The sequence below is a fragment of the Streptomyces sp. NPDC003300 genome, assembly GCF_040610915.1.
GTDB lineage: Bacteria > Actinomycetota > Actinomycetes > Streptomycetales > Streptomycetaceae > Actinacidiphila.
On the sequence record NZ_JBEXNE010000014.1, the window covers coordinates 48908 to 74460 of the forward strand.

Annotated in this window: 29 protein-coding genes; 23 read left to right on the forward strand and 6 right to left on the reverse strand. The window is 72.4% G+C overall.

Annotated elements, in window-relative coordinates; translation table 11 throughout:
* Nucleotides 1-23 precede the first annotated feature (23 nt).
* On the reverse strand, nucleotides 24-818 hold the full coding sequence (locus tag ABZX65_RS20980) for a response regulator transcription factor (protein ID WP_355341896.1): 795 nt from the start codon (nucleotides 816-818) through the stop codon (nucleotides 24-26).
* A 441-nt stretch (nucleotides 819-1259) separates the two neighbouring features.
* Between ABZX65_RS20980 and ABZX65_RS20985 the strand changes: the two genes are divergently transcribed.
* The 8 genes from ABZX65_RS20985 to ABZX65_RS21020 all read left to right on the forward strand — a co-directional run bounded on the left by ABZX65_RS20985 (nucleotide 1260) and on the right by ABZX65_RS21020 (nucleotide 7363).
* On the forward strand, nucleotides 1260-2114 hold the full coding sequence (locus tag ABZX65_RS20985; protein WP_355341899.1) for an alpha/beta fold hydrolase: 855 nt from the start codon (nucleotides 1260-1262) through the stop codon (nucleotides 2112-2114).
* Nucleotides 2115-2243: 129 nt separating this feature from the next.
* Nucleotides 2244-2531, forward strand: coding sequence for a MoaD/ThiS family protein (locus tag ABZX65_RS20990; protein WP_355341902.1), 288 nt, complete (start codon nucleotides 2244-2246; stop codon nucleotides 2529-2531).
* 1 nt (nucleotide 2532) lies between these two features.
* Nucleotides 2533-4251: a hypothetical protein gene (locus ABZX65_RS20995; protein ID WP_355341905.1), complete on the forward strand. Its 1719-nt coding sequence runs from the start codon at nucleotides 2533-2535 to the stop codon at nucleotides 4249-4251.
* Nucleotides 4252-4498: 247 nt separating this feature from the next.
* Nucleotides 4499-5200: a DUF2993 domain-containing protein gene (locus ABZX65_RS21000; RefSeq protein ID WP_355341908.1), complete on the forward strand. Its 702-nt coding sequence runs from the start codon at nucleotides 4499-4501 to the stop codon at nucleotides 5198-5200.
* A 236-nt stretch (nucleotides 5201-5436) separates the two neighbouring features.
* The gene (locus tag ABZX65_RS21005) at nucleotides 5437-5517 is read left to right on the forward strand and encodes a putative leader peptide (protein WP_355342331.1); all 81 of its coding nucleotides are present in this window, start codon (nucleotides 5437-5439) and stop codon (nucleotides 5515-5517) included.
* Nucleotides 5518-5684: 167 nt separating this feature from the next.
* Nucleotides 5685-6521 (forward strand): sulfurtransferase, encoded by an 837-nt coding sequence (locus ABZX65_RS21010; RefSeq protein WP_355341911.1) that lies wholly within the window; start codon nucleotides 5685-5687, stop codon nucleotides 6519-6521.
* 19 nt (nucleotides 6522-6540) lie between these two features.
* On the forward strand, nucleotides 6541-6831 hold the full coding sequence (locus tag ABZX65_RS21015) for a DUF1416 domain-containing protein (RefSeq protein WP_355341914.1): 291 nt from the start codon (nucleotides 6541-6543) through the stop codon (nucleotides 6829-6831).
* 145 nt (nucleotides 6832-6976) lie between these two features.
* On the forward strand, nucleotides 6977-7363 hold the full coding sequence (locus tag ABZX65_RS21020; protein WP_355341917.1) for a DUF3099 domain-containing protein: 387 nt from the start codon (nucleotides 6977-6979) through the stop codon (nucleotides 7361-7363).
* A gap of 11 nt (nucleotides 7364-7374) precedes the next feature.
* Here the strand turns inward: ABZX65_RS21020 and ABZX65_RS21025 are convergent, their stop codons facing one another.
* Complete coding sequence (locus tag ABZX65_RS21025) at nucleotides 7375-7737, reverse strand: DsrE family protein (protein WP_355341920.1); 363 nt, start codon at nucleotides 7735-7737, stop codon at nucleotides 7375-7377.
* A gap of 181 nt (nucleotides 7738-7918) precedes the next feature.
* Here ABZX65_RS21025 and ABZX65_RS21030 point away from each other — a divergent pair, with 181 nt between their 5' ends.
* The 7 genes from ABZX65_RS21030 to ABZX65_RS21060 all read left to right on the forward strand — a co-directional run bounded on the left by ABZX65_RS21030 (nucleotide 7919) and on the right by ABZX65_RS21060 (nucleotide 13734).
* Nucleotides 7919-8662: a hypothetical protein gene (locus ABZX65_RS21030; protein ID WP_355341923.1), complete on the forward strand. Its 744-nt coding sequence runs from the start codon at nucleotides 7919-7921 to the stop codon at nucleotides 8660-8662.
* A 54-nt stretch (nucleotides 8663-8716) separates the two neighbouring features.
* Nucleotides 8717-9559 (forward strand): hypothetical protein, encoded by an 843-nt coding sequence (locus ABZX65_RS21035; protein WP_355341926.1) that lies wholly within the window; start codon nucleotides 8717-8719, stop codon nucleotides 9557-9559.
* Nucleotides 9556-10395 (forward strand): hypothetical protein, encoded by an 840-nt coding sequence (locus tag ABZX65_RS21040; RefSeq protein WP_355341929.1) that lies wholly within the window; start codon nucleotides 9556-9558, stop codon nucleotides 10393-10395. The genes ABZX65_RS21035 and ABZX65_RS21040 overlap by 4 nt, the downstream gene beginning before the upstream one ends.
* Complete coding sequence (locus ABZX65_RS21045; protein WP_355341931.1) at nucleotides 10395-11309, forward strand: hypothetical protein; 915 nt, start codon at nucleotides 10395-10397, stop codon at nucleotides 11307-11309. The genes ABZX65_RS21040 and ABZX65_RS21045 overlap by 1 nt, the downstream gene beginning before the upstream one ends.
* 245 nt (nucleotides 11310-11554) lie before the next feature.
* Nucleotides 11555-12118: an FABP family protein gene (locus tag ABZX65_RS21050; RefSeq protein ID WP_355341934.1), complete on the forward strand. Its 564-nt coding sequence runs from the start codon at nucleotides 11555-11557 to the stop codon at nucleotides 12116-12118.
* Between the two features lie 138 nt (nucleotides 12119-12256).
* Entirely contained in the window at nucleotides 12257-12694 is a 438-nt protein-coding gene (locus ABZX65_RS21055; protein ID WP_355341937.1) for a Fur family transcriptional regulator, read from the forward strand.
* Between the two features lie 29 nt (nucleotides 12695-12723).
* Entirely contained in the window at nucleotides 12724-13734 is a 1011-nt protein-coding gene (locus ABZX65_RS21060) for a folate-binding protein (protein ID WP_355341940.1), read from the forward strand.
* 41 nt (nucleotides 13735-13775) lie between these two features.
* Here ABZX65_RS21060 and dtd read toward each other — a convergent pair whose 3' ends face one another.
* Nucleotides 13776-14201: a D-aminoacyl-tRNA deacylase gene (gene dtd / locus ABZX65_RS21065; RefSeq protein ID WP_355341943.1), complete on the reverse strand. Its 426-nt coding sequence runs from the start codon at nucleotides 14199-14201 to the stop codon at nucleotides 13776-13778.
* A gap of 273 nt (nucleotides 14202-14474) precedes the next feature.
* Between dtd and ABZX65_RS21070 the strand changes: the two genes are divergently transcribed.
* Together ABZX65_RS21070 and ABZX65_RS21075 are read left to right on the forward strand one after the other, a co-directional pair.
* Nucleotides 14475-15089, forward strand: a complete 615-nt coding sequence (locus tag ABZX65_RS21070; protein ID WP_355342334.1) for an ABC transporter substrate-binding protein — start codon at nucleotides 14475-14477, stop codon at nucleotides 15087-15089.
* Nucleotides 15090-15241: 152 nt separating this feature from the next.
* Nucleotides 15242-16498, forward strand: coding sequence for a GNAT family N-acetyltransferase (locus tag ABZX65_RS21075; RefSeq protein WP_355341946.1), 1257 nt, complete (start codon nucleotides 15242-15244; stop codon nucleotides 16496-16498).
* Between the two features lie 55 nt (nucleotides 16499-16553).
* On the opposite strand, the gene ABZX65_RS21080 is transcribed toward ABZX65_RS21075, so the two are convergent.
* Nucleotides 16554-16721, reverse strand: a complete 168-nt coding sequence (locus tag ABZX65_RS21080) for a hypothetical protein (protein WP_355341949.1) — start codon at nucleotides 16719-16721, stop codon at nucleotides 16554-16556.
* Between the two features lie 235 nt (nucleotides 16722-16956).
* Here ABZX65_RS21080 and ABZX65_RS21085 point away from each other — a divergent pair, with 235 nt between their 5' ends.
* From ABZX65_RS21085 to ABZX65_RS21095, 3 genes are all read left to right on the forward strand, one after another.
* Entirely contained in the window at nucleotides 16957-17859 is a 903-nt protein-coding gene (locus tag ABZX65_RS21085; RefSeq protein ID WP_355341952.1) for a GntR family transcriptional regulator, read from the forward strand.
* Nucleotides 17856-18581: an HAD family phosphatase gene (locus ABZX65_RS21090; RefSeq protein ID WP_355341955.1), complete on the forward strand. Its 726-nt coding sequence runs from the start codon at nucleotides 17856-17858 to the stop codon at nucleotides 18579-18581. The genes ABZX65_RS21085 and ABZX65_RS21090 overlap by 4 nt, the downstream gene beginning before the upstream one ends.
* Before the next feature lie 132 nt (nucleotides 18582-18713).
* Nucleotides 18714-19856, forward strand: coding sequence for an aminoglycoside phosphotransferase family protein (locus tag ABZX65_RS21095; protein ID WP_355341957.1), 1143 nt, complete (start codon nucleotides 18714-18716; stop codon nucleotides 19854-19856).
* A gap of 76 nt (nucleotides 19857-19932) precedes the next feature.
* On the opposite strand, the gene ABZX65_RS21100 is transcribed toward ABZX65_RS21095, so the two are convergent.
* Nucleotides 19933-20373 (reverse strand): GNAT family N-acetyltransferase, encoded by a 441-nt coding sequence (locus tag ABZX65_RS21100; RefSeq protein ID WP_355341960.1) that lies wholly within the window; start codon nucleotides 20371-20373, stop codon nucleotides 19933-19935.
* A gap of 84 nt (nucleotides 20374-20457) precedes the next feature.
* Here ABZX65_RS21100 and ABZX65_RS21105 point away from each other — a divergent pair, with 84 nt between their 5' ends.
* Together ABZX65_RS21105 and ABZX65_RS21110 are read left to right on the forward strand one after the other, a co-directional pair.
* Nucleotides 20458-21333, forward strand: coding sequence for a dihydrodipicolinate synthase family protein (locus tag ABZX65_RS21105; RefSeq protein ID WP_355341963.1), 876 nt, complete (start codon nucleotides 20458-20460; stop codon nucleotides 21331-21333).
* 113 nt (nucleotides 21334-21446) lie between these two features.
* Nucleotides 21447-22487: an aspartate-semialdehyde dehydrogenase gene (locus ABZX65_RS21110; protein WP_355341966.1), complete on the forward strand. Its 1041-nt coding sequence runs from the start codon at nucleotides 21447-21449 to the stop codon at nucleotides 22485-22487.
* 84 nt (nucleotides 22488-22571) lie between these two features.
* Here ABZX65_RS21110 and ABZX65_RS21115 read toward each other — a convergent pair whose 3' ends face one another.
* Nucleotides 22572-23855 carry a M14 family zinc carboxypeptidase gene (locus tag ABZX65_RS21115; protein ID WP_355341969.1) on the reverse strand — a complete coding sequence of 428 codons (1284 nt, stop codon included), beginning with the start codon at nucleotides 23853-23855 and terminating at the stop codon, nucleotides 22572-22574.
* A gap of 305 nt (nucleotides 23856-24160) precedes the next feature.
* Between ABZX65_RS21115 and ABZX65_RS21120 the strand changes: the two genes are divergently transcribed.
* The gene (locus ABZX65_RS21120) at nucleotides 24161-25285 is read left to right on the forward strand and encodes a ThiF family adenylyltransferase (RefSeq protein WP_355342337.1); all 1125 of its coding nucleotides are present in this window, start codon (nucleotides 24161-24163) and stop codon (nucleotides 25283-25285) included.
* The last annotated feature ends 268 nt before the right edge of the window (nucleotides 25286-25553 follow it).

The following is a 25553-nucleotide window of genomic DNA, read 5'->3' on the forward strand; positions in this document are numbered from 1 at the left end:
CTATCCAGTCGTCACATGGCTCGTCATACGGTCTGTTCGGCGGATTTCAGCCGCTCGACGGGGACGTCCGCGGGCTCGTCGGAACGCTGCGGCCCGCGGCCCTGCGCGGCCTCGCTCCTGGCGGCCTCCTCGGCGGCCCGCTCGACCTTCTCCGGGGTCACGAAGCGGTAGCCGACATTGCGGACGGTGCCGATCAGCGACTCGTGCTCCACGCCGAGCTTGGCGCGCAGCCGCCGTACGTGCACGTCCACCGTGCGGGTGCCGCCGAAGTAGTCGTAGCCCCACACCTCCTGGAGGAGCTGGGCGCGGGTGAAGACCCGGCCCGGGTGCTGCGCCAGGTACTTCAGCAGCTCGAACTCCTTGAAGGTCAGGTCCAGGACCCGGCCCTTGAGCTTCGCGCTGTACGTGGCCTCGTCGACCGACAGGTCGCCGTTGCGGATCTCCATCGGGCTGTCGTCCGTGGTGATCTGCTGGCGGCCCATGGCCAGCCGCAGCCGGGCCTCCACCTCGGCGGGACCCGCGGTGTCCAGCAGCACGTCGTCGATCCCCCAGTCCGCGGTCACCGCGGCGAGTCCGCCCTCGGTGACGACCAGCATCAGCGGGCAGCCGGGCCCGGTCGAGCGCAGGAGCTGACACAGGCTGCGCACCTGCGGCAGATCGCGGCGGCCGTCGATCAGGATCACGTCGGCGCCCGGGGTGTCCACCAGGGCCGGGCCCTCGGCGGGCGCCACGCGGACGCTGTGCAGCAGCAGCCCGAGCGCGGGCAGCACTTCGGTGGAGGGCTGGAGGGCATTGGTCAGAAGCAGGAGAGAACTCACCGGCAGCTCCCGTCGGTCGTCCGGACGTTTCGTCGGTGTGCTCGTGGCTGTGCGCGGTTTCCGCACGCGGTGCGCTTGCTCATTTCCGAACCCTCCTCGGTCCCTGCGAGGACGTACCTCGTGCCGGAAAGCACGAAAGGACCCGGGGGCGACATTGCCCAGGTCCTCTTGCACGGAAGAATAGCCCACATGGACAGCCCTGCCGAGACCGATGACCAGCGTTTCCGTGTAGCACCGATCACTTCCGGCGACGGTAATGCCGCTGGGCGGAGAACGCTCCTGACGGCCGACGGCGTACGGATCGAGGCGGAACACCGGCCCGCGGACACGGAATCGGCGGTCGATACGGCGGACCGGACAGGTGATGTCCGGCGCGTCGAAACGACCCGTGAATCGGCCGCCGATTCGAGGGGTGAATCGGCGGCCGAAGTGCGCGAATCCATGGCCGAAGAGCGCGAATTGGCGATCGTCGTGGCCCATGGATTCACCGGTGCGCTGGAGCGGCCCGCGGTGCGCAGGGCGGCCCGTGTCCTCGGCGGTTCGGCCGGTGTCGTGACCTTCTCCTTCCGCGGCCACGGGCGGTCCGGCGGCCTGTCCACGGTCGGCGATCTCGAAGTGCTCGACCTCGACGCGGCCGTCTCCTGGGCCCGCCGCCTCGGCTACCGGCGGGTGGCCACCGTCGGCTTCTCCATGGGCGGCTCCGTGGTCCTGCGGCACGCGGCGGGACAGACGGTGCACGCGGCGGTGTGCTCGGCGGCGGGGCCCCATGACGTACGCGGCAACGACGCAGGCGGGGACGGCGTACGTGGCGACGTACGACGGAACGCGCGGGTGGACGGGCGGGGGGTCGTGCGCCCGGCGCGTGACGGGCGCACGACGGCGCATTCACCGGCGCGTGTGGACGCGGTCGTCTCCGTCAGCTCGCCCGCCCGCTGGTACTACCGCGGCACCGCGCCCATGCGCCGCGTGCACTGGGCGATCACGCGCCCGGCGGGCCGCCTGGTCTCGCGGCTCGGCCTGAAGACCCGCATCCGCGCGGCGGACTGGGACCCGGTGCCGCTCTCCCCGGTCGAGGCCGTCCCGCTGATCGCCCCGGACATCCCGCTGCTCATCGTGCACGGCGACCGGGACGGCTACTTCCCGCTGGACCACCCGCTCTCGCTGGCCGACGCGGCCGGGCGGGACCGGGCGGAGCTGTGGATCGAACCCGGTTTCGGCCACGCGGAGAACGCCGCGGACGACGCGCTGCTGCGCCGGATCGGCGACTGGCTGACGGGCCGCGTTCCCGCGAGGTGACGTGGACGGGCCATGATGGACGCCGCACCACACGTCAGACACGCACGGCGAGAGACACGCACGGCGAGAGACACGTACGGCGAGAGACACGTACGGCGAGCACAGGACAGAACGAAGGACGGAGCCGCGATGGCCGCACCCGACACGGCCGCGCGCCCGGCGGCGGGCACGATCCGCTACTGGGCCGCAGCCAAGGCCGCCGCGGGCACGGCGGAGGAGCCGTACCGCGCGGCGACCCTCGCCGACGCCCTGGCCGCCGCACGCGAACGGCACGCCCAGCGCCCGGAGTTCGCCCGCGTCCTGCTGCGCAGCTCCTACCTCGTCGACGGCAACCCCGTCGGCACCCGGGACCACACTTCGGTCAAACTGGCCGACGGCGGCACGGTGGAGGTCCTCCCACCGTTCGCGGGAGGATGACATGACCAACGAATGGCACGGCTTCCAGCCCGGCGACGAATCCGGCCGCCGGCCCGCGGACCCGGACACCGCCCAGGGCGACCACGACGGCCGCTCCCCGTCCGACCCGAACCACGCCAGGCACCGAGCCCCGGGTGACGCGAGTACCGGCGGTGGCTACGACCCCGGCTACGGCGGTCAGCTCCCCGGCACGTACCCGGCCGAGGGCCACGGCCCCGGTTCCTACGCGCCCGGCCCCCAGGCCCCCGGTTCCTACGGACCCGGTTCTTACGCACCCGAGGGACACGACTCCGGGTACGGCACCCACGGTGGCCCGTACGGCGGCCAGGCGTCCGAGGGCTACCCGGCCGCGGGGTACGGAGCGCCCGGGGACAACGGCGGGGCCGCGTATCCGGGCGGCGGCCACGGCGCGGGCCAGGACGCCGGGTACGGCGGAACCGGCGGCGGTTCGTACGGCGGCCAGGCACCCGGCGGGCCCGCGGGTCAGGGATACGCGGGTCAGGGATACGCGGGTCAGGGGTACGCGGCGCCCGGTGGCGCGTACGCCGGTGACGGTCAGGACGGCGGCGGCCGGCACGCCGGTCAGGGGGCCGGGGTCTATCCGGTCGGCGGCCACGACGAGGGGTATGGCGCGCGCGAGTACGGGGACCACCCGGACGGGGGCCGGACGTACGTGCCGGAGCCGCTGGCCGGGCCCATGCCGCCGTACTCGGAGCCGGGGGCGCCGTACGCGCCGCCGACGCCCGGGGACGCGTGGGGCGGGCACGCGGGAGGCGCGGACTGGGCCCAGGGGGCGGCGCACCCGCACCCGCAGGCGGGCGGGGTCGAGCAGACCGCCGTGCTGCCGGTGGTCGAGAGCCTGCCGCAGCAGACGCCGGGCAGACACGGCGACCAGGGCCAGGGCCAGGGCCAGGGCCAGGGCCAGGGCCAGGGCCAGTCCCAGGCCCAGGGGCAGCCGCAGGCACCGGTCAGGACCGGCTCACCGATCATCGCCCCCGGGCTGGAGCCCGCGGCGCTGACGGCGGCGCTCGGCCTGCTGATGGCGGGCGGCGCGGCGCTCGGCAAGCCGGGCCTCGCGGTGCTGCTGGTGGTGCTCCAGGCGGTGACGGCGGCCGGATGGTTCCGGCTCAACGGCATGTGGCCCGCCCGGCAGGGCATCGCGCTGGCGTTCCTGTCCGGCGTGACCGCCGACATCGGCCTGCTGATCGCCGGTGACGACCACGGCCCCGCGGTGCTGATCGGCACCCTCGGCGTATGGCTGCTCCTCGTGCTCGTCCTGCAACTGCGGCACCACGGCTCGGCCGACGAACGCATGTCCTCGCTGACGGCGACCTCCGCGTCCACGCTGCTCACGGTCGTCGCGGCGGGCTACCTCGCCACCGCGGCCTCCGACGCCGGGTCCGATCCGGTCGTGGTCGGCGCCGTCGCGGTGGCCCTGGCGGCCCTCGTCCGCGCCCTCCCGCTGCCGGGCGCGGCCTCCGTCGTCGTGGCGCTGCTGGCCGCCGCGGCCACCGGCTTCGCCACCGGACCGGCCACCGGGATGAGCGGCGGGGACGCCGTCCTGCTCGCCGCGGCCTGCGGTGTCTGCGCGCTGATCGGCCTGCGGGTCGCCAGCTACGACTTCCCGTCCCGCTTCGTGCACTTCACCGCGGGTGTGGCGCTGCCGCTGACCGCCGCGGCCCCGGCCGTCTACATCCTCGGCCGCGTCCTCACGGGCTGACGGCGACCACCGGCTCGATCCGCCCGCGCGGTGATCCGTCCGCGCGGGCGGTGATCCGTCTGCCCGGGCGGTGGTCCGTCCCCGTGGGCGGTGAATTGTTCGCACAGGCGGCGCACAGGTCACGTGCGCACCGTGTGAAGGGCGGATTGAGCCGCGGTAACGGTTGGCCGCGCGGGGAACCGTCGGGTCTGCCCCGCCGTCAGGGCTGAGGGGAGATCAGCGGGGAACGAGCGGGGAGCGACAGCACATGCGAGTGGCGCGGACAGTTCTGATCGTCCTGGTGATCCTCGGCGGCCTCTTCGTCGCGGCCGACCGGATCACGGTGTCGGTGGCGCAGAACAAGGCCGCCGACCGCGCCGCGCTCACCGAGGGCCTGACCACCAAGCCCAAGGTGTCCATCGAGGGCTTCCCGTTCCTCACCCAGGCCGCCGGCGGCAAGCTGGACGAGGTCAAGATCTCCGCGAAGGACATCGCGGCGGGCAACGGCGAGCAGACCCTGCGGATCGACTCCTTCCACGCCGACCTGCACGGCGTACGGCTCTCCGACAGCTACCGGCGGGCGGTCGCGGACACCGCCGACGGCATCGCCTTCCTCACCTACGAGGACCTGACGAAGGCCGCGCCCACCGGGATCACGGTCTCGTCGGCGGGCGACGCCAAGAGCAAGGACGGCGGCGCGCTGGTCAAGATCACCGGCGAGTTCATGGGCGCGAGGCTGAGCGTGCTCAGCGAGGTGACGGTGCGCGGCGCCGACGAGATCGGCCTCCAGGCGGCGGAGCTGCCGAAGGCGTTCACCGAGCTGGGCCTGGAGGACCAGGTGCGGCAGCAGATCGACTTCACCCGGCAGCTCACCCACCTGCCCTCCGGGATCGCGCTGACGTCCGTGACCAGCACGCCGGACGGGCTGTCGGTGGCGGCGGGCGGCAAGAACGTCGTTCTCGCCAACTGAGACGGCGGTGTCCGTACCGCAGTCCTCCGCAGGTGGGCGGGGTGACCGTATCGCCCGATCGGGTGGTTCGGAACGGTCCGGCATGGGGTATTAAGCCGCTCGTACGCCGTCGGCAGGCCGCCGGACGGGCCGAGACACGGGTTGCGTGACATGGTGATTCCGCCATGCGGACAATCTTGTCTCGGTATATGACACGACGGTGACACCTACGGGTTGATATCCCTACGATCGGGACCATGAAGCGACAGGCGGATCTCACGAAGCGGCGGGCAGTCGACCTGTGCCGCGTCGCCGCCATGCTCTGTCGCATGCCCTAGGGGTGGCGGTTCCTCCGTGCCGATGCCGGCCGTAACGGCCCCCGGCGCAGCCTGCCTCCCCTGCCTGCCAGGCGAATCCCCGCGCATCACGCGCATCGCGTATCCCTCGCAAGCCCCGCGCGCCCGTCGCGCACCGCACATCCGTACTGCCCCGGAGGAGAAACAAGATGAGCCGCAGTGACGTCCTGGTGGACGCCGACTGGGTCGAGGCCCACATCGACGACCCCAAGGTGGTCATTGTCGAGGTCGACGAGGACACCTCGGCCTACGACAAGAACCACATCAAGAACGCCGTCCGCATCGACTGGAAGACCGACCTCCAGGACCCGGTCCGCCGCGACTTCGTGGACCAGGCCGGCTTCGAGGCGCTGCTGTCCGCCAAGGGCATCGCCAACGACGACACCGTGGTGCTCTACGGCGGCAACAACAACTGGTTCGCCTCCTACGCCTACTGGTACTTCAAGCTGTACGGCCACGACTCCGTGAAGCTGCTCGACGGCGGCCGCAAGAAGTGGGAGCTGGACTCCCGCGACCTGGCCGTTGACGTGCCCGAGCGCCCCGCGACCACGTACAAGGCCAAGGAGCAGGACACCTCGATCCGCGCCTACCGCGACGACGTCGTGGCCGCGATCGGTTCGCTGAACCTGGTCGACGTCCGCTCGCCCGACGAGTTCTCCGGCAAGCTGCTCGCCCCGGCGCACCTCCCGCAGGAGCAGTCGCAGCGCCCCGGCCACGTGCCGAGCGCCCGCAACATCCCGTGGTCGAAGAACGCCAACGACGACGGCACCTTCAAGTCGGACGACGAGCTGACGGCGCTGTACGCCGAGGAGCAGGTCGATCTGGCCAAGGACACCATCGCGTACTGCCGCATCGGCGAGCGCTCCGCGCTCACCTGGTTCGTGCTGCACGAGCTGCTCGGCCAGGCCAACGTCAAGAACTACGACGGCTCGTGGACCGAATACGGCTCGCTGGTCGGCGTTCCGATCGAGCTCGGCTCCAACTGACCCCGGAGGACTGAACGTTATGTGTGGAGCCAAGGCCGGTGGGCCCGATCTGGCAGGAGTTGACGTGGCGAAAGAGACGATCATCCAGGGGTCGGTGACCCGCGACGGCGAGCCGGTCACCGGTTACGTCCGGCTGCTCGACGGCGGCGGCGAGTTCACCGCCGAGGTGCCGGTCTCCGCGACCGGGCAGTTCCGTTTCTTCGCGGCCCCCGGTACCTGGACGCTCCGCGCCCTCGTCCCCGGCGCCACCGTCGACCGCACCGTCGTCGCCCAGCAGGGCGCCCCGTCCGAGGTCGCCATCGCGGTCTGACCCCGCCGTGAAGGGCCGCACCCCGCGCAAGGGGGCGCGGCCCTTCGCTGTTCCCGCCCAAAGCCGCCGCTCTGCTGTGCCGGACTCCGTCCGGCGGGGGTGCGCGGCGGGTGCTGATCCGGCGTGGCGGACGTACCGTTGAAGGGTGAACGCGCGTCGCCGTCACTGGTATTTCGCCATGATGGGCACCTGCGTGGTGCTGTTCGTCATGGCGTGGTCGGTTGTCCGCATCTGGTCGGTGCCGGCGGCCATCGCGATGTGCCTGGTGGCGATGGTGATCCCGCCGGTCGCGGCGATCGTGGCGAACCGGAAGGGCCCTGAGGACCGGTGGTGGGACGAGGAGCCGCTGCGGCCCGAGGAGCGCAAGCCGACCGGGAAAGAGCGCGATGACCCGCCCCCGCCGGGCGCGACCTCGATGGAGGAGCACCGGAGGATGACCCCGGCGCGGTCCGAGCGCCAGAGCTACGGTTCGTCCGGCGACCCGGAGTCCGACCGGTGGTGGGACGAGCTGGACCGCGGCGGTCCGCCGTAGCGCCCGCGCCTTCAGTAGACCAGCGCCTGCACGCCGTCCGGCATGATCTCGCTGACGAAGAGCTGCGCGCCCGCGATCCGTACGCCCGCGATGACGTCCTGTTCCTTGATGTCACGGCGGGCCGCGCACTGCGAGCACAAGGTGACCTGCCCGGCGGCGAGCACCGCGTCGATCAGATCCGGCAGCGGCGCCGCGTGCGGCAGCTCGAACTCCGCCGCGCGGCCGGGCAGCGCGAACCACGCGGACTCACCGGTCAGCCAGAGCGAGACCTCCACTCCGCTGGCCACCGCGACCGCCGCCACCGTGAACGCCTGCGAGCACCGCTCGGGCGCGTCGGCGCCCGCCGTCACCTTGATCACGAGCTTCTTCGCCATCCGGCCAGCGTAGGCGCAGCCGTCCCGGAGCCGCACCGCACCCGTACCGGTGGCACCTCTGCCCTCCGGTTGTGTCGTACGTCACGCAGGCGTCGGCAAATTTCGTTGTGAAGCCGCTGTGTCGTCTCGACATAATGCGAGTCCGCGTGCATCGCACGCGTGTACGCCCGGGGGGGCTTCTGTGGAACTGAACGACGGTGGCGTACGCCGCCGCGGCCGTGGCGCGCTGTTCGGCGCCGTGGCCGGACTGGTCGCCGTGGCTGCCGTGACAGCGGGGGCGGTCGTCGCCCTCGGCTCCTCCTCCGGCCACGCCGACGCGTCCGTCGCGCCGCCCGCCAGGCCCTCCGCCGCGGCAGCGGCCCCGACGACCGGCGCGGCCACGCCCTCTACGGCACCCCCTACGGCCGCCGCGCGCGTCCCGGGCCGGGTCTCGCACGGCGTCCACACCGGTGACCTGCGCTTCTTCCTGCTCCCCGCGCCCTCGGACGCCGACGTCTACGGCGACCCGGACGGTTCGCCGTACACCGCCGACGACATCGCGGGCAGCGCCTCCGACCCGTCCGACGCCCGAGCGGCCCTGAAGACGTACGGCTTCCGGGCCGGCGCCTACCGCACCTACCTCACAGGGGACGGGGCCTTCGAGGTCAGCGCCCGGCTGATCCGCTTCGGCAGCGCGGAACAGACCGCCGCGTACGACGCGCAGCACTCGTACCAGGGTGCCCGGATTCCGCTGACCACCGCCTATCCGGCCCGCGCCTACAACCTCCAGTCCTCCTCGGCCGAGAGCACCAGCGCCGTGGTCGCCGTCGCCCACCAGGGCGACGTCCACATCACGATCACCCTGACCGGCGGCAAGGCACCGTCCGCCGCGCTGGTCCAGCGCCTGCTCGACGCCCAGTTCCAGCGGCTGAAGACCGGTCACTGACCTCGGGTCCGGCCGCGCGACCTTCTCCTTCCGAACCATCTCGTGGAGATCCCCTTGTCCCTGTCCGAAGACACCCCTGCCCAGGAGCGGGGCCCCGAGCCGGAGCCCGAGGCGCCGCCCGCGCCGGACTTCCCGCCCCTGCCGCCCGCGCCGGGCCTCCCGCCCACGCCGCCGCACCCGCCGCACCCGCCGCGCCCGCGCGGGCGCACGACGCTGTTGATCGCCGCCGCGCTGGTGCTCGGCGTGCTGGCCGGGGGCGGCGTGGGCTACAAGATCCAGCACGACCGTGAGCCGACGCCGCTGCCCCCGCTGACCGGCCCCGCGCTGGCGCAGCCGAAGGGGACGGGCCCGGACGTCCCGGCCCTCCCCGTCGCCCAGGACCGGAACGCGGTCTACGACGGCGACCTGCTGAAACTGCTCGTGCCGACACCGAAGACGAAGGGCACGAAGGAGCTGGAACGCGGCTGGCAGTCGCTGGTCGAATACGCCGACGGCTACGGCCGCCCCGACATCGCCTTCACCCGGCTGGCCCAGAACGACTTCCGCCGGGTGGCGGGCGCCGGCTGGACGGACGCCCGCCACGACTTCTCCCATGTGGAAGTCGTGCAGTTCCGTGACGAGGCGACCCTGTACACCGGCAGGCACCTCACCGAGCAGGTGGGAGCCGCGGGCACCAACCCGCACTTCGCCCACAACGCGCCCGTGCCCGGCACCGCCGACGGCCAGGCGTGGGGCTCGGGAATGCCGTACGAGAGCGACGGCTATCTGCCCCAGTACCGGGGCATCGGATTCGCCCGCGTCGGCAACCTCTTCGTCGAGGTCGTCCTGGACTCGGAGCACCCGGTCAAGGTCAAGGCCGTCCTGTCCCTCATCAAGCGGCAACTGGAGCGGCTGTGACCGACGAGCCCGAGAACGTACCGCCGTCCCTCCCCGCCGCCCCCTTCGGGCCCCCGGCGGTACCCCTGCCCGCTCCGGCACCCGTGCCCGCTCCCGTACGGTCGCGGCGCGGGCCCGCGCTGATCGCCGTCGGCGCGCTGGTGGCCGTCGCGGCGGGCGGGGGGATCGGCTACGCGGTGCTGAAGCAGCGCGACGACGGCACGTCGGCCAAGCCCGCCGTGGCCACGCCCTGGACGCCGCCCGCGCCGACCGCCACCGAGGACTTCGGCGCGAAGTCCGGCGGCAGCCACTACGGCAGCCTGAGCGAGCTGCTGCTGCCGATGCCCGCCGGTTACGGGCCGGGGCCGGACGTCGAGGGCTTCGGCAACGACGTGGAACTGAACGCGGCGAAGGCCGCCGACCTGGTCAAGGGCGACCTCGGCGGGCTGACGAAGAAGCAGCGCGCGAAGACGGAGAAGGCTCTCGCGCAGCTGCACATCGAGGGCGCGGGCATGCGGACGTACCGGTCGATCGAGAATCTGATCGTCGAGATCGAGATCGTCCAGATGAAGAACAAGTCGGCGGCGCACGCCCAGACCGACTACTTCACCGAGTTCACCAAGGCGCTGGGCGTCTTCCGCAACGGGCCCACGATCGACGGCCACCCCGGCGCGACGTGCGTGCTGCCGCCGACCGAGCCCGGCGAAAAACTCGACGAGATGCTCTGCCAGGCCACCGAGGGCGACCTCATGGTCACGGTCACCGCCTCCGGTGTCGTCCCGCTCCAGAAGAACGAGGCCGCCAAACTCCTCGCCCAGCAACTCGACCGCATCAAGGACCCGGGAGAGGCCGTCTGATGCCCGACAATTCGCCTGCGGCTGAGCCCGCCACCCCCCTCGCGCCGCAGCCGCCGTCTCAGCCGGAGCGGCTTTCCGAGTCCCGGCCGGAGTCCCAGGGGCCCGGCGGCGCGCCGGCCGTCGAGCCGCACCTCCTTCCCGTGGCCCGCCGCCCGAGGCGGCGGCTGCTGGCGCTGGCGCGGTGGACGGCCGCCGTTCTGGTCTTCGCGGCGTTCGGCGGGGCGACGGCGTACGCGGTGACGCAGCCGGAGCGGACGAAGGTGCCGGGGCTCAAGACGCCGGACGACGGACGGTGGACGTTTCCGCCGCTGGCGCTGCCGAAGCTGCCCGCGGGCAAGCCGGGCGCGCTGGACACGGGCGTCAACCCCTCGGGCCGCCACTACGCCGACCTCAGGTCACTGCTGCTGCCGCTGCCCGAAGGCGCCGTCGAGGACACCATGCTGCCCGGCGTCAAGGGCTGGGTGCCCGCCGAGGACTACGTCGGGCGGTTCGACGTCGGCGACCGCGCCGCCGCCGGGACCACGCTCACGGCACAGGGCCTGCGGCACATCGCGGGCCGCGCCTGGTCCATGCCGGACGGCACCCGTACGCAGATCTACCTCGTGCAGTTCATCAGCACCGCCTACGCCGGTGACTACGCCACCAGCGCCGAGTACACGACGCTGACCGGCGTCGACAGCAAGGAGGGCGACAACTCCGTGGAGTCGGACTCCCTGCCCGTCCCCGTCACCGTCTCCGCGTACGCCCAGACCCCGCCGTACGACGACACGGCGACGCGGTACGCCTTCGTCCACGCCGGGGACACGCTGGCGCTGGTCGTGCAGTCGACCGGCCGGCAGGCGGGCGTCAAGCGGGGCACACCCGCGGTGCCGTTCCGCCAGACCGTACGGCTTCAGGCGCAGCTGCTCGGCTGAGTGCCTGAAGCCGCGGGCGGCGGGGCGGCGGGGCGGGGCGCTGGGGCGCACGTCACGCGGCCTGGCCGCGCCTTCGGACGGGCGGCGCACTAGACTCGTGCGCGGCCCGTCCGCATGATCCGTCCGAGGAGCACGTCCCGTGCAAATTGAGTATGTCTACGACGCCCTGCTCGTGCTCGTCTGCCTGGGCGTCGCGCTCTTCGCGTTCTACGCGGTGAAGAAGCTCTACCAGGGCCAGCGCTGACATGATCGAGATCCCGTCCGACCTGCACCCCGACCTCGTACCGCTGGTGTTCCTGCTCGGCCGGTGGGAGGGCGCGGGCGTCCACGACTTCCCGGGCTCCGAGAAGTGCAACTTCGGGCAGGAGGTCGTCTTCACGCACGACGGCCGCCCGTTCCTGGAGTACACCTCGCACTCGTGGGTGCTGGACGAGGCGGGCAAGAAGGTCAGGCCGCTGGAGAGCGAGAGCGGCTTCTGGCGGATCGACAAGGACCGCAAGGTCGACGTCACCACCACGCGTGACGAGGGCGTCGTGGAGATCTGGACCGGCGAGCTGGCCGACGGCAAGCCGCAGATCGACCTGGTCACGGACGCCGTGGCACGGCTCGCGGGCGCGCCCGACTACAGCGGCGGCAAGCGGCTGTACGGGTACGTGAACAGCGACCTGATGTGGGTCGGCGAGAAGGCCACCCCCGCGGTGCCGCTGCGCGCGTACATGTCGGCGCACCTGAAGAAGGTCGTGGACCCGCGGGAGTGGGCCGCCGACCTGAAGGACCTGCCGGACGACGGCATCGCCTTCTTCAAGTAGGCCGGGCTCCACGGAGGCGGAGCCGGCCGTACGCCCCGGCATCGCGCGTACGCCCGGGTCCGCGCCCCGCGTACGCCGGGGAAGCCAGGGCGCCTTTCCGGGACGGTCGGCTTTCCGGGACGGTCCTACACTGGCCGTGTGGTGACCATCGACTGGAAGACCGATCTGCGGCAGCGCGGCTACCGGCTCACGCCCCAGCGCCAGCTCGTGCTGGAGGCCGTGGACGTACTGGAGCACGCGACGCCCGACGACATCCTGTGCGAGGTCCGCAAGACCGCCTCGGGGATCAACATCTCCACCGTCTACCGGACCCTTGAGCTGCTGGAAGAGCTGGACCTGGTCAGCCACGCCCACCTCGGCCACGGCGCCCCCACGTACCACCTCGCCGACCGGCACGACCACATGCACCTGGTCTGCCGCGACTGCGACTCCGTCACGGAGGTGCCGGTCGCGCTGGCCGAGCCGCTGAAGGACGGGCTGCGCGCGGAGCTGGGCTTCGAGACGGACATGAAGCACTTCGCCATATTCGGCCGCTGCCGGGACTGCGCGGACAGGCGTTCGGACGCGGAGTCGTAGCACCGGCGCGGAGTCGTAGTCTTGACGGCATGACTGACGGCGTGAACATGACGGACGGCGCGACCACCGGCGTGAAGAAGAGTCCTTTGCTGTCGCTGCCCGGCGCTGTCCTCGCCGAGGGCCCCGACGAGGGAGTGGCCGCGCACTACGGCGACCTCTTCCGCGAGCAGCGCGCCCTCGCGGACGGCACCGGCTTCGTGGACCAGTCGCACCGCGGTGTGGTGACGGTGTCCGGCGACGACCGGCTGTCCTGGCTGCACCTGCTGCTCACCCAGCACGTCGAGAAACTTCCCCCCCGGCAGGCGACCGAGGCGCTGGTCCTGTCGGCGAACGGCCACATCGAGCACGCCCTCTACCTGGTGGACGACGGCACCACGACCTGGATGCACGTCGAGCCCGGCACGCAGGGCGCGCTGCTCGCCTACCTGGAGAGCATGAAGTTCTTCTACCGCGTCGAGACCGCGGACGCCACGGACGCTTACGCGGTGGTGTACCTGCCCGCCGGTTCGATCACGGCGGTGCCGTCGGAGTGGGCCGTGCGGGAGACCGCGTACGGCCGGGACGTCTTCGTGCCGCGCGCCGAGCTGGAGTCCTTCGCCGCGAAGGCCGCGCCGCCGATCGGCGCGCTGGCCCTGGAGGCGCTGCGTATCGAGGCGCACCGGCCGCGGCTGGGCCTGGAGACCGATCATCGTACGATCCCGCACGAGCTGGGCTGGCTGGAGACCGCGGTGCACCTCCAGAAGGGCTGCTACCGCGGACAGGAGACGGTCGCCCGCGTCCAGAACCTCGGCCGCCCGCCGCGCCGTCTGGTCTTCCTGCACCTGGACGGCAGCGAGGTGCGGCTGCCGGGCCACGGCGCCCCGGTCCGGCTCGCCTCGGACGGCGAGGACGGCCGCGCGATCGGCTTCGTCACGTCCTCGGCCCGGCACTGGGAGCTGGGGCCGATCGCACTGGCCCTGGTGAAGCGGAACACGCCGGAGGACGCGGTGCTGATGGCGGAGCAGACGGCGGCGTCGCAGGAGACGGTCGTGGCGCCGTAGGTCCGTTGGCGCGTGTGGCAATTCGGGGCGCGGGTGCCGCCTCACATGTCGATGACCACTGTGAACGGGCCGTCGTTCGTCAGCGAGACCTTCATCTCCGCGCCGAACCGGCCCGTCTCGACGGTCGCGCCGAGCGCCCTGAGCTGGGCGACGACCTCGTCGACCAGAGGCTCGGCGAGGTCGCCGGGCGCCGCGGCGTTCCAGGTGGGGCGGCGACCCTTCCGGGCGTCACCGTAAAGCGTGAACTGGCTGATGACGAGCAGCGGGCCGCCGATGTCGGAACAGGACCGCTCGTCGGGCAGGATCCGCAGCGTCCACAACTTGCGGGCCAGCGCCGCGGCCTTCTCCTTCGTGTCGTCGTGCGTCACGCCGACCAGGACGCACAGGCCGGGCCCCGTAATGGCACCGACGCTCTCCCCGTCGACCACGACTTCCGCTTCGCTCACCCGCTGGGCCACCGCTCGCATGCGCCCATTGTGGCCTGCCGCGCCCGCACGCCACCCACACGGGTGAGGGGGAGCGCGGGGAGGGGAACGTACGCCCGGTCGGCGGCTTCGCACAACAGTTGCGACGGCCGTTCGGGTGCAGAGTCGCTGCGGGGTGACAGGGGCAGGTGGCAGCATCGGAAGGGTGGCGGCGCAGGCGCCGCCACGGAGGGGACAACAGGCATGACCACTTCCGGCGCTGGAGAGACTTCCGGCACTGCCGTACCGACGGCGCCCACCACGAAGGGCCACCGCATGCTGAAGGCCGACGGATCTGGTCCGCTGGGTTCACGGGGTCCGCTGCGCACGCCCGCGCCGCGCAACCCGCTCGCCGACCTGCCCGCGCCCGACCTCGGCGCGCTCGACCTGGGCGCGCTGCGCGCCCTGCGCAGGGACGCGCAGCAGGAGGAGGCCGACCTGTCGTATCTGCGGCGGATGCTGCACGGCAGGATCGACATCCTCCAGGCCGAGCAGGCCAGGCGCAGCGGGCGGGACGCGCGCGGTACGGCCGCGGGGCAGGGCCCCGACGCGCCGAGTACGTCGCCCGTGCTCGACCGGCTCTCGGAGATCCTGACCGACGGGCCTTCGCGGGTCCGTTCCTCCGCCCGCCACGTCACGCTCGGCACCCCGCTGACCGAGCGGGTGCGGCAGCTCGCCGAGGACATGCTCGCCGAGGTGGAGCTGTCCGACCTCGACGCCCGCACCGACCCGGAGCTGGACGCGGCGATGGGCCGCCTGGTCCGCAACGAGCAGCAGGTCTCACGCCGCCGCCAGGCCCTCCAGCAGACGGTGGACGGGTGCAGCGCGGAGATCACCCGGCGGTACCGGGAGGGCGAGGCGAAGGTGGACGACCTGCTGTCGGACGGGTGAGGGCGGTGCCGTCGGACGCGGTGGGGCGGCCCGGCGCGGTTCGGCGCGGGGTGAGGGCGGTTCGGCGCGGGGTGACGGCGGGTCGGCGCGCCCGGCGGCTCCCCGGCCGAAATTCGGGTGCGGACGGCCGGGGGCGTCCGTAGCGTGCGCGTATGACCTCGAGCCCTGAGATCCGCACGCTGGCCGAATCCGACGTCGCCGACTGGGTGCGGGCCAAGCTCGCCGGCTTCCATCTCGCGCCCTCGGTGAGCGCGGCGGAGGTCGAGGCCCGTAGGGCCGCGTTCGACCTGAGCCGGACGCAGGGCGCTTTCGACCAGGGCCGCTGTGTGGCGACCTTCCGCAGCATGCCGCGTCAGCTCACCGTGCCCGGCGGCGCGGCCGTCGCGGCCTCCGCCGTCACGAACGTGTCCGTGACCGGCACGCACCGCCGCCGCGGCCTGGCCAGCCGGATGATGGCGGCCGACCTGGCCGCCGCCAAGGAGCGCGGCGAGCCGGTGTCGATCCTGGTCGCGGCCGAATATCCGATCTACGGACGGTACGGCTTCGGCGCGGCGACCTGGGTGACGGACTGGGAGATCGACGTGCCGCGCGCGGGCCTCGACCGGCGCTGGGCGGGTCCGACCGACGGCGGCCGGGTGGACCTCGTGACCGTCGAGGACGTACGCAAGGTCGGCCCCGCGCTGCACGAGCGGGTCCGCGCGGTGACGCCCGGCGCGATCAACCGCACCCCCTACTGGTGGGAAGTCAACACCGGACAGCGGCCGTTGGACTCCCAGCCGTGGACCGAGCCCTTCTTCGTGGTCTACCGCGACGCCGACGGCCGGGTCGACGGCCTGGCCGCGTACGCCGCCAAGGAAGAGCACTGGCCGGGCAAGTTCCCCAAGGTCGAGCTGAGCGTGCACGGGCTGATCGCCGCCTCCCCGGCCGCCGAGACCGCGCTGTGGCGCTTCCTGCTCGCGCTGGACTGGGTGACGCTGCTGAAGTCCGGCCACCGCGCGCCCGACGACCTCCTGCCGCTGCTCCTCGGCGACCCGCGCGCCGCCCGCACCGAGACCTACGCCGACTTCATGTGGCTGCGGATGCTCGACGTGCCCGCCGCCCTGTCCGCCCGCACCTACGCGGGCGGCCCCGCCGCCCTCGTCCTCGACGTCCACGACCCCGCGGGCCTGGCCGGCGGCCGTTTCCTCCTGGAGACCTCGCCCTCGGGCGCCGCCTCCTGCACCCCCACCTCGGCCTCCGCCGACCTCTCCCTGTCCGTCGCCGACCTCGGCTGCCTCTACCTCGGCGACGAGTCCCCGGTCCGCCTCGCCGCCCTCGGCCGTGTCTCCGAACACCGAACGGGTGCGGCCAGGACAGCCGACGCCCTGTTCCGCACCCCACGCCGGCCCTGGTGCCCCGACGTCTTCTGATCCCCGCGCTTACCCGCTTACCCGCTTACCCGGTTGCCCGCTTTTCCGCGGCCCGTCACTGCGCCAGCAGCAGCGCTATCGCGGTGATCCCTATGCAGGTGAACGTGGTGTTCCGCATCTTGTGACCGAGTCCCACCAGCCCGACGGCGATGGCCCCTGCCGCGCCGTACCGCCACTGGATGATCTCTTCGAAGGCATATGCGCACAAACTGAGAGCGAGCATGACCGATCCCTCCTTCGCGACTCCGCGCTTTTGCAGAAGGCGGGTGGCTGCGATGTCCCGCACGCCATCGGACGGGAAGTTGGCGACCCCCGATGAGGCTGGATCATTCAACTTCCCTACCCGAATGAGAAGTTGAGAGAGGCTGCCTCTATCAAGGGTGTGCCCAGTTGGCCGAGATCGATAAACTCGGGTCAGGTAAGCACCGTTGTCCCGCCGGAAGTTGTAACGTCGTCTTGTGGACGAGGAAGACGCCGGAACCAACGGTTCCCGACCCCCATATCGCTACATCGCGGACGTACTCCGCGGTGAGATCGTCGACGGTCGCTACCCGGTCGGCGGACGCATACCTTCTCAGGCGGAGTTGGAAGAGCGCTTCAACGTCTCCCGTCCCACGATCCAGCGTGCGCTGGGCGTACTCCGCGACGACGGCTACATCGACAATCAGCGCGGACGCCCGTCCGAGGTGCTGCGCTGGGAGGAAGACCGCCCGGATTCGCAGACTCGGCTCCAGGAGCCGGGACGTGCTTCCAAGGCCCTCCGGCCGCACATCGACGAGGCGTTCACGCACCAGCACGTCACCATCGACGCCTACTCGCTGACCACGGAAACCCTCAGCCGCGCGCTGGTCGTACCTCTGACGCGGGTTCAGGACGGCGACCTCAAGCCCGAGTCGATCCGCCTCCGCCTCATGATGCCCAGCCTGTCCGCGCAGTTGGCGATTCCCCGGCTGGTCGCCGACGCCTCCGACGAGCGCCCGCTGTGGCGGCTACGACAACTCGTCCGCGCCCATGTCCTCACGGTGCGCGCCGCTTTCGCGGCCCTGGCCGAATTCCAGCCCGACGTCGAGCAGTCGGTCGAGGTGCGGACCGTACCGATCACCCCGATGCACAAGCTCTACCTCATCAACGGGCGGACCGCGCTGTTCGGCCACTATCAAGTGATCGACCGCGAGGTCGAGTTCGGCCAGCGGGGCAAGGGCAACATCTACGACGTCCTCGGCATCACCGCGACGCTCTTCTCGTTCGGCCTGAACACCGACAAGCCCAAGGAGCGGGACTCGCAGTTCGTCACCGAGTCCCAGGAGTGGTTTGACTCACTCTGGTCAACGATCGCCGAGCCGCTGACACTCCTTGAGTGACTCCTACGTACTTCGAATCACCTGAGAGCAGCCCGTTCGCCCTGCTCGACGCGGCAGAATGCCTGTTGCTCGACTTCGACGGACCGGTCTGCGAACTGTTCGCGAGGCATTCGGCCAGCCTGATAGCGGAAGAGATGCGCCGGTACCTCGACCGGCACGGGATACGTCCCCCGAATCCGGCGACGGCGCGCAGCAAGGACCCGCACGCCATGCTCGGCGAGCCCTGGCCGCCCGGAGTGGCCGCCGAGCTCGAGCGGATACTCGCGCACGGCGAGGAGTCGGCCGTACCGTCCGCGCACGAGACAGAGGGCGCCGACGAATTCGTTCGGGCCGTGGCGCTCAGTGGCCGACTGCTCGCCATCACCACCAACAACTCGCCCCAGGCCGTCGAGACGTATCTGAAGAGCCATTCGCTGGAGAGCGTCTTCGGGTCGCGGATCTACGGCCGTGACCAGTACGACCCGGCCAGGATGAAGCCGGACCCCGACTGCCTGCTGCGGGCCATGACGGCGCTGAAGGTACGGCCGGAGCAGTGCCTGATGATCGGTGACTCGCCGCGGGACGCGGAGGCGGCGCGGGCGGCGCGGGTACGTTTCCTCGGTTACGCGCGGTCCAGGAGCCGGGTGGCGCGGCTCCAGGAGATCGAGCCCCATCCGGTGGTCGTCGGGATGCGTGACCTCGTCGTCGCCGCGAGCGCGTTGAGTCGTCGCCCGAACGGGTGAGGCGTCGCGGTCCGTAACCGGGTCTTAACGGCTCTCCGATGGCGGGGGCTGCCGTTACCCACTAATGTTCGTGCCAAACACTGGCCGCCCTTCGGCGGTCTCGTGAGTGCGCGAGCGCGTGGGAGCGATGCTTTGGGCGTCCTGACGACCGGCCGGGAGCAGAGCCTTGCTGCCGCTTGGGACACGGTCCGGCAGGATGCCACGCGCTTCGGTGAGCGGCTGACAGGTCATCACAACAGCAACTACGTCATCGATCTGGCGCCCGGCATGGCGGAGCGTCTGCGCTTCGAGGCGCACACCCCGGTCAAGGTGCGGGTGCCGCTGGACGGTTCGCTGAAGGTCGTGGAGCGGGTCTGGCCCGACGAGGGCGAGATCCTGAACGCCTTGCAGCGCACGGCGGTTGTGGAGAACACCCCCCGGCACTACGTGGGACTCGGCGGATTCTCCGTCCACGAGTACGTGCCAGGGCAGGCGCTGGCGGAGGTCTGCGCGCCGGGCAAGCCGGTGGATCCCTTCGTCGTGGACGCCATCGTCGGTCAGATGGCGGGGTTCACCCGGGTGTCGGCGGCCGATCTGCCCCCGCTGCCCGCCGGTTGGGCCGCGGACGGCGACTCCAACGCCTTCCTCAGAGCCCGCGCGGACTTCGCCGAGCACGATGTGCGCGCCGCCAACTGGGCCGACTTCGCACCGCTCTTCGCCGCGCTGGAAGTCCCGGCGAACGCGTTGCGCTGGTTCCGCGACCGGATGCCGCCGCTGCGCCGGCGGCCCTTCGCGCTGCTCCACGGCGATCTGCACCGGCACAATCTCATCGTCCGCGCCGACGGCGGCCTCACCGTCGTGGACTGGGAACTCGCCATGTGGGGCGACCCGTTGCACGACCTGGCCATCCACTTGGTGCGGATGCGGTACCCGGCCGACCAGCGGCCCGAGGTCATCGAGCGCTGGCGGCGTGCGGTGCTCCGCGTACACCCGGAGGCCGCCGCCGGGCTCGAACGGGACCTGCCGGTGTACACCGCCTACGAACGGGCCCAGTCGCTGTTCGCCGACACCATGCGCGTGGCGCTCGCGCTCGACGCGCATCCGGGTCCTGGCATGGTCGGGGCCGGGGTGAGCCGGGTGCGGGCGGCGCTGCACCTGGCCGCGGTGCCGCTGCGGCTGCGCCGGGTGGCCACGCGTACGGAGGTCGAGCGGGCGCTGGTGGACTGGGTGCGCAAGCGGCAGCGCGACGGCGTGCGCGTCCCGCCGCTGCGCGGTGACATCGCCGAGGCCGCGTAGGCCGCGTATGCCCGCAGGCCCCGTGAGCCGCGCATTCCCTTAGGCCGTGTGCGCCGCTGGCGTCGCTGAGGCCGCGTCAGCGGTTCCGCGGCTCCCGCGCCGAAGGGTTCTGGAGGCCCAGGGTCATCCAGTTGTCGGGGTCGGTGAGGGGGGTGAAGCCGACTTTGGCGTAGACGGCGTGGGCGTCGGCGGTGGCGAGGACGACGCGGCGCAGGCCGTAGGGGGTGAGGTGGTCGCGGATGGCGGTGACGAGGGTGGTGCCGAGGCCCTGGCCGCGGGTGGCGGGGTCGACGTAGACGTCGCAGAGGTAGGCGAAGGTCGCGAGGTCGGTGACGACGCGGGCGTAGGCGTGCTGGGCGCCGGTGGCGGGGTGGTAGGCGCCGAAGTTGAGGGAGCCGTCGATGGCCGCCTGCTGGGTGGCGAGGGTGCGGCCCAGGGCCCAGTAGGCGTCGGTGGAGAGCCAGTCGTGGATACGGGGGACGTCGAGGCGGGCCGGGTCCGCGGAGATCTCGTACATGCGCGGGAGAGTAGCGCTGCTTAACGGTTCCGTGCACGACAATTAACTGGACCTTCGCCATGGGCTCGGGTCAGACTCGCGGACATGATCCTCGTACCGCTGGTCACGCCGTTCGACACACAGGGCCGGGTCGCCGTGGGCGCCCTCGAAGGGCTCGCGCACGAGGTGCTGCGGGACGGCGCGGCCGGGCTCGTGGCGCTCGGCACGACCGCGGAGGCCGCCGCCCTCGACCCCGGCGAACGCGCCGAGGTGACGGCGGTCGTCGGCCGGGTCTGCCGCGAGCACGGCGCGCGCTTCGTGCTCGGCGCGGCCGGCGGCGCCACGGCGGCGGCCGTACGGGAGCTGGGGGCGCTCGCCGGGGCGCCGGTGGTGCCTGACGCCGTACTGGCCACGGTGCCGTCCTTCTCCCGGCCGGGCGAGGCCGGGGTCCTCGCCCACTTCGCGGCGCTGGCCGCGGCCGGTCCCGTACCGCTGATCGTCTACCACGTGCCGTACCGCACCGGGCAGCCGCTGACCGCCCGCACCCTGCGCGAGCTGGCCGCGCTGCCGGGCGTGGCCGGTGTGAAGTACGCCACCGGCGGCATCGACGCCGAGACCGTCGACCTGCTCGGCGATCACCCGGACGGCTTCGAGATCCTCGCGGGCGACGACGTCTTCGCGCCCGCCCTGTTCGCCCTCGGCGCCCCCGGCGGCATCCTCGCCTCCGCGCACCTGGCCACCGCCCGCTGGGCCGGGCTGGCGGAGGCCGCGGCCACGGGGGACGCCAAGGGGGACACGGCCCTCGGCCACCGCCTCGCCGCCCTGGCCGCCGCCCTCTTCCGCGCGCCGAACCCGACCGTCATCAAGGCCGTGCTGCACGCGGAGGGCCGCATACCGACCCCCGACGTACGGCTGCCGCTGCTGCCCCCGCCGCCCGCCGTCGTGGACGACGCCCTGACCAGGCTGCGTCTCGTCCCCTGAAATGCCCCGCCGCCCCGCTCCCGCCTCGGGGGATACTCGACCGGGCGGGCACGCAGCCGTACGGAACGGCACGCAGCCGTACGGAACGGCACACATCGATCGGAGAGAGCCGGATGAGGATCGGAATCGTCGGAGCGACCGGACAGGTCGGCTCGGTCATGCGCAAGGTGCTGGCCGAGCGCGCGTTCCCGGTGACGGAGCTGCGGCTGTTCGCCTCCGCCCGGTCCGCCGGGAGCACCCTGCCGTGGGCCGACGGCGAGATCACCGTCGAGGACGCGTCCACCGCCGACTACAGCGGCCTGGACATCGTGCTGTTCTCCGCGGGCGGCGCCACCTCCCGCGCCCTCGCCGAGAAGGTCGCCGCCCAGGGCGCGGTCGTCATCGACAACTCCTCCGCCTGGCGGCGCGACCCCGACGTCCCCCTGGTCGTCTCCGAGGTCAACCCGCACGCCATCGCCCACCGCCCCAAGGGCATCATCGCCAACCCGAACTGCACCACCATGGCCGCGATGCCGGTGCTGCGCCCGCTGCACGCGGAGGCGGGGCTGACCGCCCTGGTCGCCACCACCTACCAGGCCGTCTCCGGCTCCGGCCTGTCCGGCGTCGCCGAGCTGCACGGCCAGGCGACCAAGGTCGTCGAATCCGCCGACCAGCTCACCTTCGACGGCGACGCCGTCGCCTTCCCCGAGCCCGCCGTCTACGCCCGGCCCATCGCCTTCAACGTCGTCCCCCTCGCGGGCAACCTCGTCGACGACGGCAGCTTCGAGACCGACGAGGAGCAGAAGCTGCGCAACGAGTCGCGCAAGATCCTCGAGATCCCCGAGCTCAAGGTCTCCGGCACGTGCGTACGCGTCCCCGTCTTCTCCGGCCACTCCCTCCAGCTCAACGCCCGCTTCTCCCGGCCGCTCGGCGTCGCCCGTGCCTATGACCTTCTGCGGTCCGCACCCGGCGTCGAGCTCTCCGAGATTCCCACGCCGCTTCAGGCCGCCGGGCGCGATCCGTCGTACGTCGGCCGCATCCGCCTCGACGAGACCGTCGAGAACGGGCTCGCGCTTTTCGTCTCGAACGACAACCTTCGCAAGGGGGCCGCTTTGAACGCCGTTCAGGTGGCCGAGCTCGTCGCCGCCGAGCTTGCCGCTACCGCGGCGCTCTAGCCCCCCTCGGGCGTACGCCCCCAGCGCCCTGAAAGCACCGCCCTGCGCGAGGGCGGTGGGGTGGGGGCGCGCCGCGGAGGGGGGTCAGGTCTCGTTGAGGAGGCGGAAGGCGGCGAGAACTGTTTCCGACTGAAGGTCAACTTGGTCGGGGACCGGCACCCACGTCAACTCATGACCGGCGGCCAACTCGGCCGCCCAGCGGGCGTGCTGGGCGGAACAGACGCCGTGGAGGGTGCGCGCGGCGGAGCCGCCGCGGCCGTCGAGGAGGCGGAGCATGATCCCGGTGGCGCGCAGGGAGATGCGGCGGGCGGCGATGTCGAGGGCGTTGAGGTGCGCGAGGGTGAGGGGGACGGGGGAGGGGTGGAGCCCGTCCCAGTCGTCGGCGACGCTGCGCATGATGGCGGGCATGCCGCCCGTGATGCGCAGGAGGGGGCGGGTGGCCGGGGAGCCGGGGTCGGGGACCAGCGGCCGTACGGCGTCGAGCAGGGCGTGGGTACGGTCGGCGTGGCGGCGCAGAAGCGCGGCGAGAGCCGCGAGCGCGCGGGCCGGGTCCGGGTGCGCCGTGGTGTCGGCGACATCGCGGCTGGCCCACATCGGGACCTCGAAGAGCGCGGTCATCCCGCCGTAGCGGTGCGGGCGGATCCAGGTCGAACGGTTGACGTCCTCGGGCAGGTTCTCGAACTGGGCGCGCTGGCCAGGCGCGGGCATCAGATAGACGCCGGGCCCCGACACCGTCCAGTACAGGGCGTCGTACGTGCCGGTCTGCACGGGCACGTCCCGCTCGGCGGAGAGCTTGCCGAGAGGTTCCGCCAACCCCGGTATGTCACGCGTGAGTTGGACCCAGCTGCCGCCGAGGTCGTTGCCGTGCAGCGAGCACTGCAACTCCGGCCGCAGCTCGTCGATGAGGCTCACCAGCGCCTGGGACTCGGGGAGTTGGTCGTCCGGCGGCCGGATCGACGGCGCCCACTCCGGCTGTTCGTCGGCGGGCGGACGGTAGGCGTGCCGGAAGTGCTCGGCGGGCGTGCGCCGCACCGGCGGGCCGGCCTCGCTGCGTACGGTCCCGTCCGGGTCGAGACAGAGCAGGAAGTGCCAGGAGGCGCCCGCCCCGGAGTGCAGGCGGCTGTCGGCGGCGACCCGGTGCGCCAGCCGCAGCGCGGTCGCGGGCCCGACGCGCTCGTCGGAGTGCGGGCCCGCGACGACCAGGATGTGCCGTCGGCCGCGCCCGACGGTCAGCAGATGCAGCGGACGCCCCTGCCGGGACCGGCCGACCACCCGCAGGGTGCTCAGCACGGGCCGCGAGTACGCGAACGCGGAGGCCGCCGCTGCGACCTCCGCGACGCTGGGATAGGCGTCGGCGTCCGACGTCACGTGCCGTTGGAGTTGCTGTCGCCGGTGGTCTCTTCCTTGTCCAGCCGTCGGATGACGAGAGTGGTGTTCGCCACGGTGACTCCTCTCTGTCCAAGCAGGGTGCAGCGCTGAGGAGTTGAACGGTTTGGCCCCTGGATCCCCCACTGATTCCCCCGCACCTTGCCAAGGCTCCGGCGGCCCGGCGACAGTGTCAAGGTCCGTACGTACTCATGCGTACGGGCGGAGCACGAGGGGGTCGGCTGATGACGGCACCACCGCACACCGAACCGCACACCGATGACTCCGAGGCGCTGCTCAGGCCGCGGATCAAACCCGAACACCAGCCCTATCGCACCGCCGACGGCAACGTCAGGATCGGCAGTGTGATCTACGGGATCGGCGCCGAGATCGAGGACCCTGACGGCTGGATCTGGACCCTTACCGAGGCGATGGACGGCACACGCACCGCGGCGCAGATCGCCGCCGAAGTCGCCGCCGCGCACCCCCGCTTACTTCTGGACGCCGCCACGATCGGCTCCGCGATGGCGGACTTACGGGAGGCGGGTTTCGTGGACGACGCGGCGGCGCCGCTGCCCGCGGGGCTCGTCGACCGCGACCGCGTACGGCACGCCCGCGGTGTCGCGCTGCTGCGCTGGATGGACCTCAGCTCACGGGCCAGCCCGTGGAACGCCCAACTGCGCCTGGCGGGCGCCCGCGTGCTGGTCCTCGGCGTCGGCGGTACGGGCGGCATGGCAGCGCAGGCGCTGGTCGCCTCCGGTGTCGGTCACGTCCACACCGTCGACCCCGACGTCGTGGAACTGTCCAACCTCAACCGGCAGACGCTCTACCGCGAGGCCGACATCGGGCGGCCGAAAGCCGACGCGGCGGTGGCCGCGCTGCGCGCCCTCAACTCCGATGTCACCGTCACCGGTGAACGGCGGGAGATCCGCGGCCCCGACGCCCTCGCCGCGCTCCTCGCCCCGGACGGCGGCGGCCGGTCACCGTACGATCTGCTGGTCCTCGGCGCCGACCGGCCGCCGGAGATCCGCCGTTGGGCCAACCGCGTCTGCATCGCCCTCAACCTGCCCTGGGTGGAGGGCGGTTACCGCGGCCCGCTGGTCACCGCGGGCGTCCACGTACCCGGCGACGGGCCCTGCTGGGAGTGCCAGCGCGCGGGCGAGGACGCACGGCGCGATCTGCGGCTGCGCCCCGGCCAGAGCGAGGACGCCGCCTCGCCCCGCATGCCGTGGAATCCGGCGAGCGCCGTCACCGCCGGTCTGTCCGGCACGCTCGTCGCCCACGCCGCCATCGCCCTGCTCACCGGCGTCCCGCGGATGCGCCCCGGCTTCCGCTACGGCATCAACCTCATGGCGCTCGGCGACCCCGTACTCCAACGCCACCCGCGCCGCCCCGACTGCCCGGCCTGCGGCCCGCTCGACCACCCCACGTAAGGGCCCAAGGCCCCATCGGCGGGTGGTGACCTGCGGAAGCGTCGTGCCCGAGCGCGCCCAACTGACCGGCTCGCCGCCCGGACGAAAGGCGGTGCGCCCCGTCAGGTGCGCGAGCAACCCACCACCGGCGGGTGGTCCGGATACCACCGGGCTGCCCCCCGGGGGCGGGTGGTGACCTGCGGGAGCGTGGCGGTCGGGCGCGCGGTTCCTTCCCCGGCCTTCGGCCGGGACGTGCCCCCGGCACGGTGAGCCGATCTCTCCGGGGTGC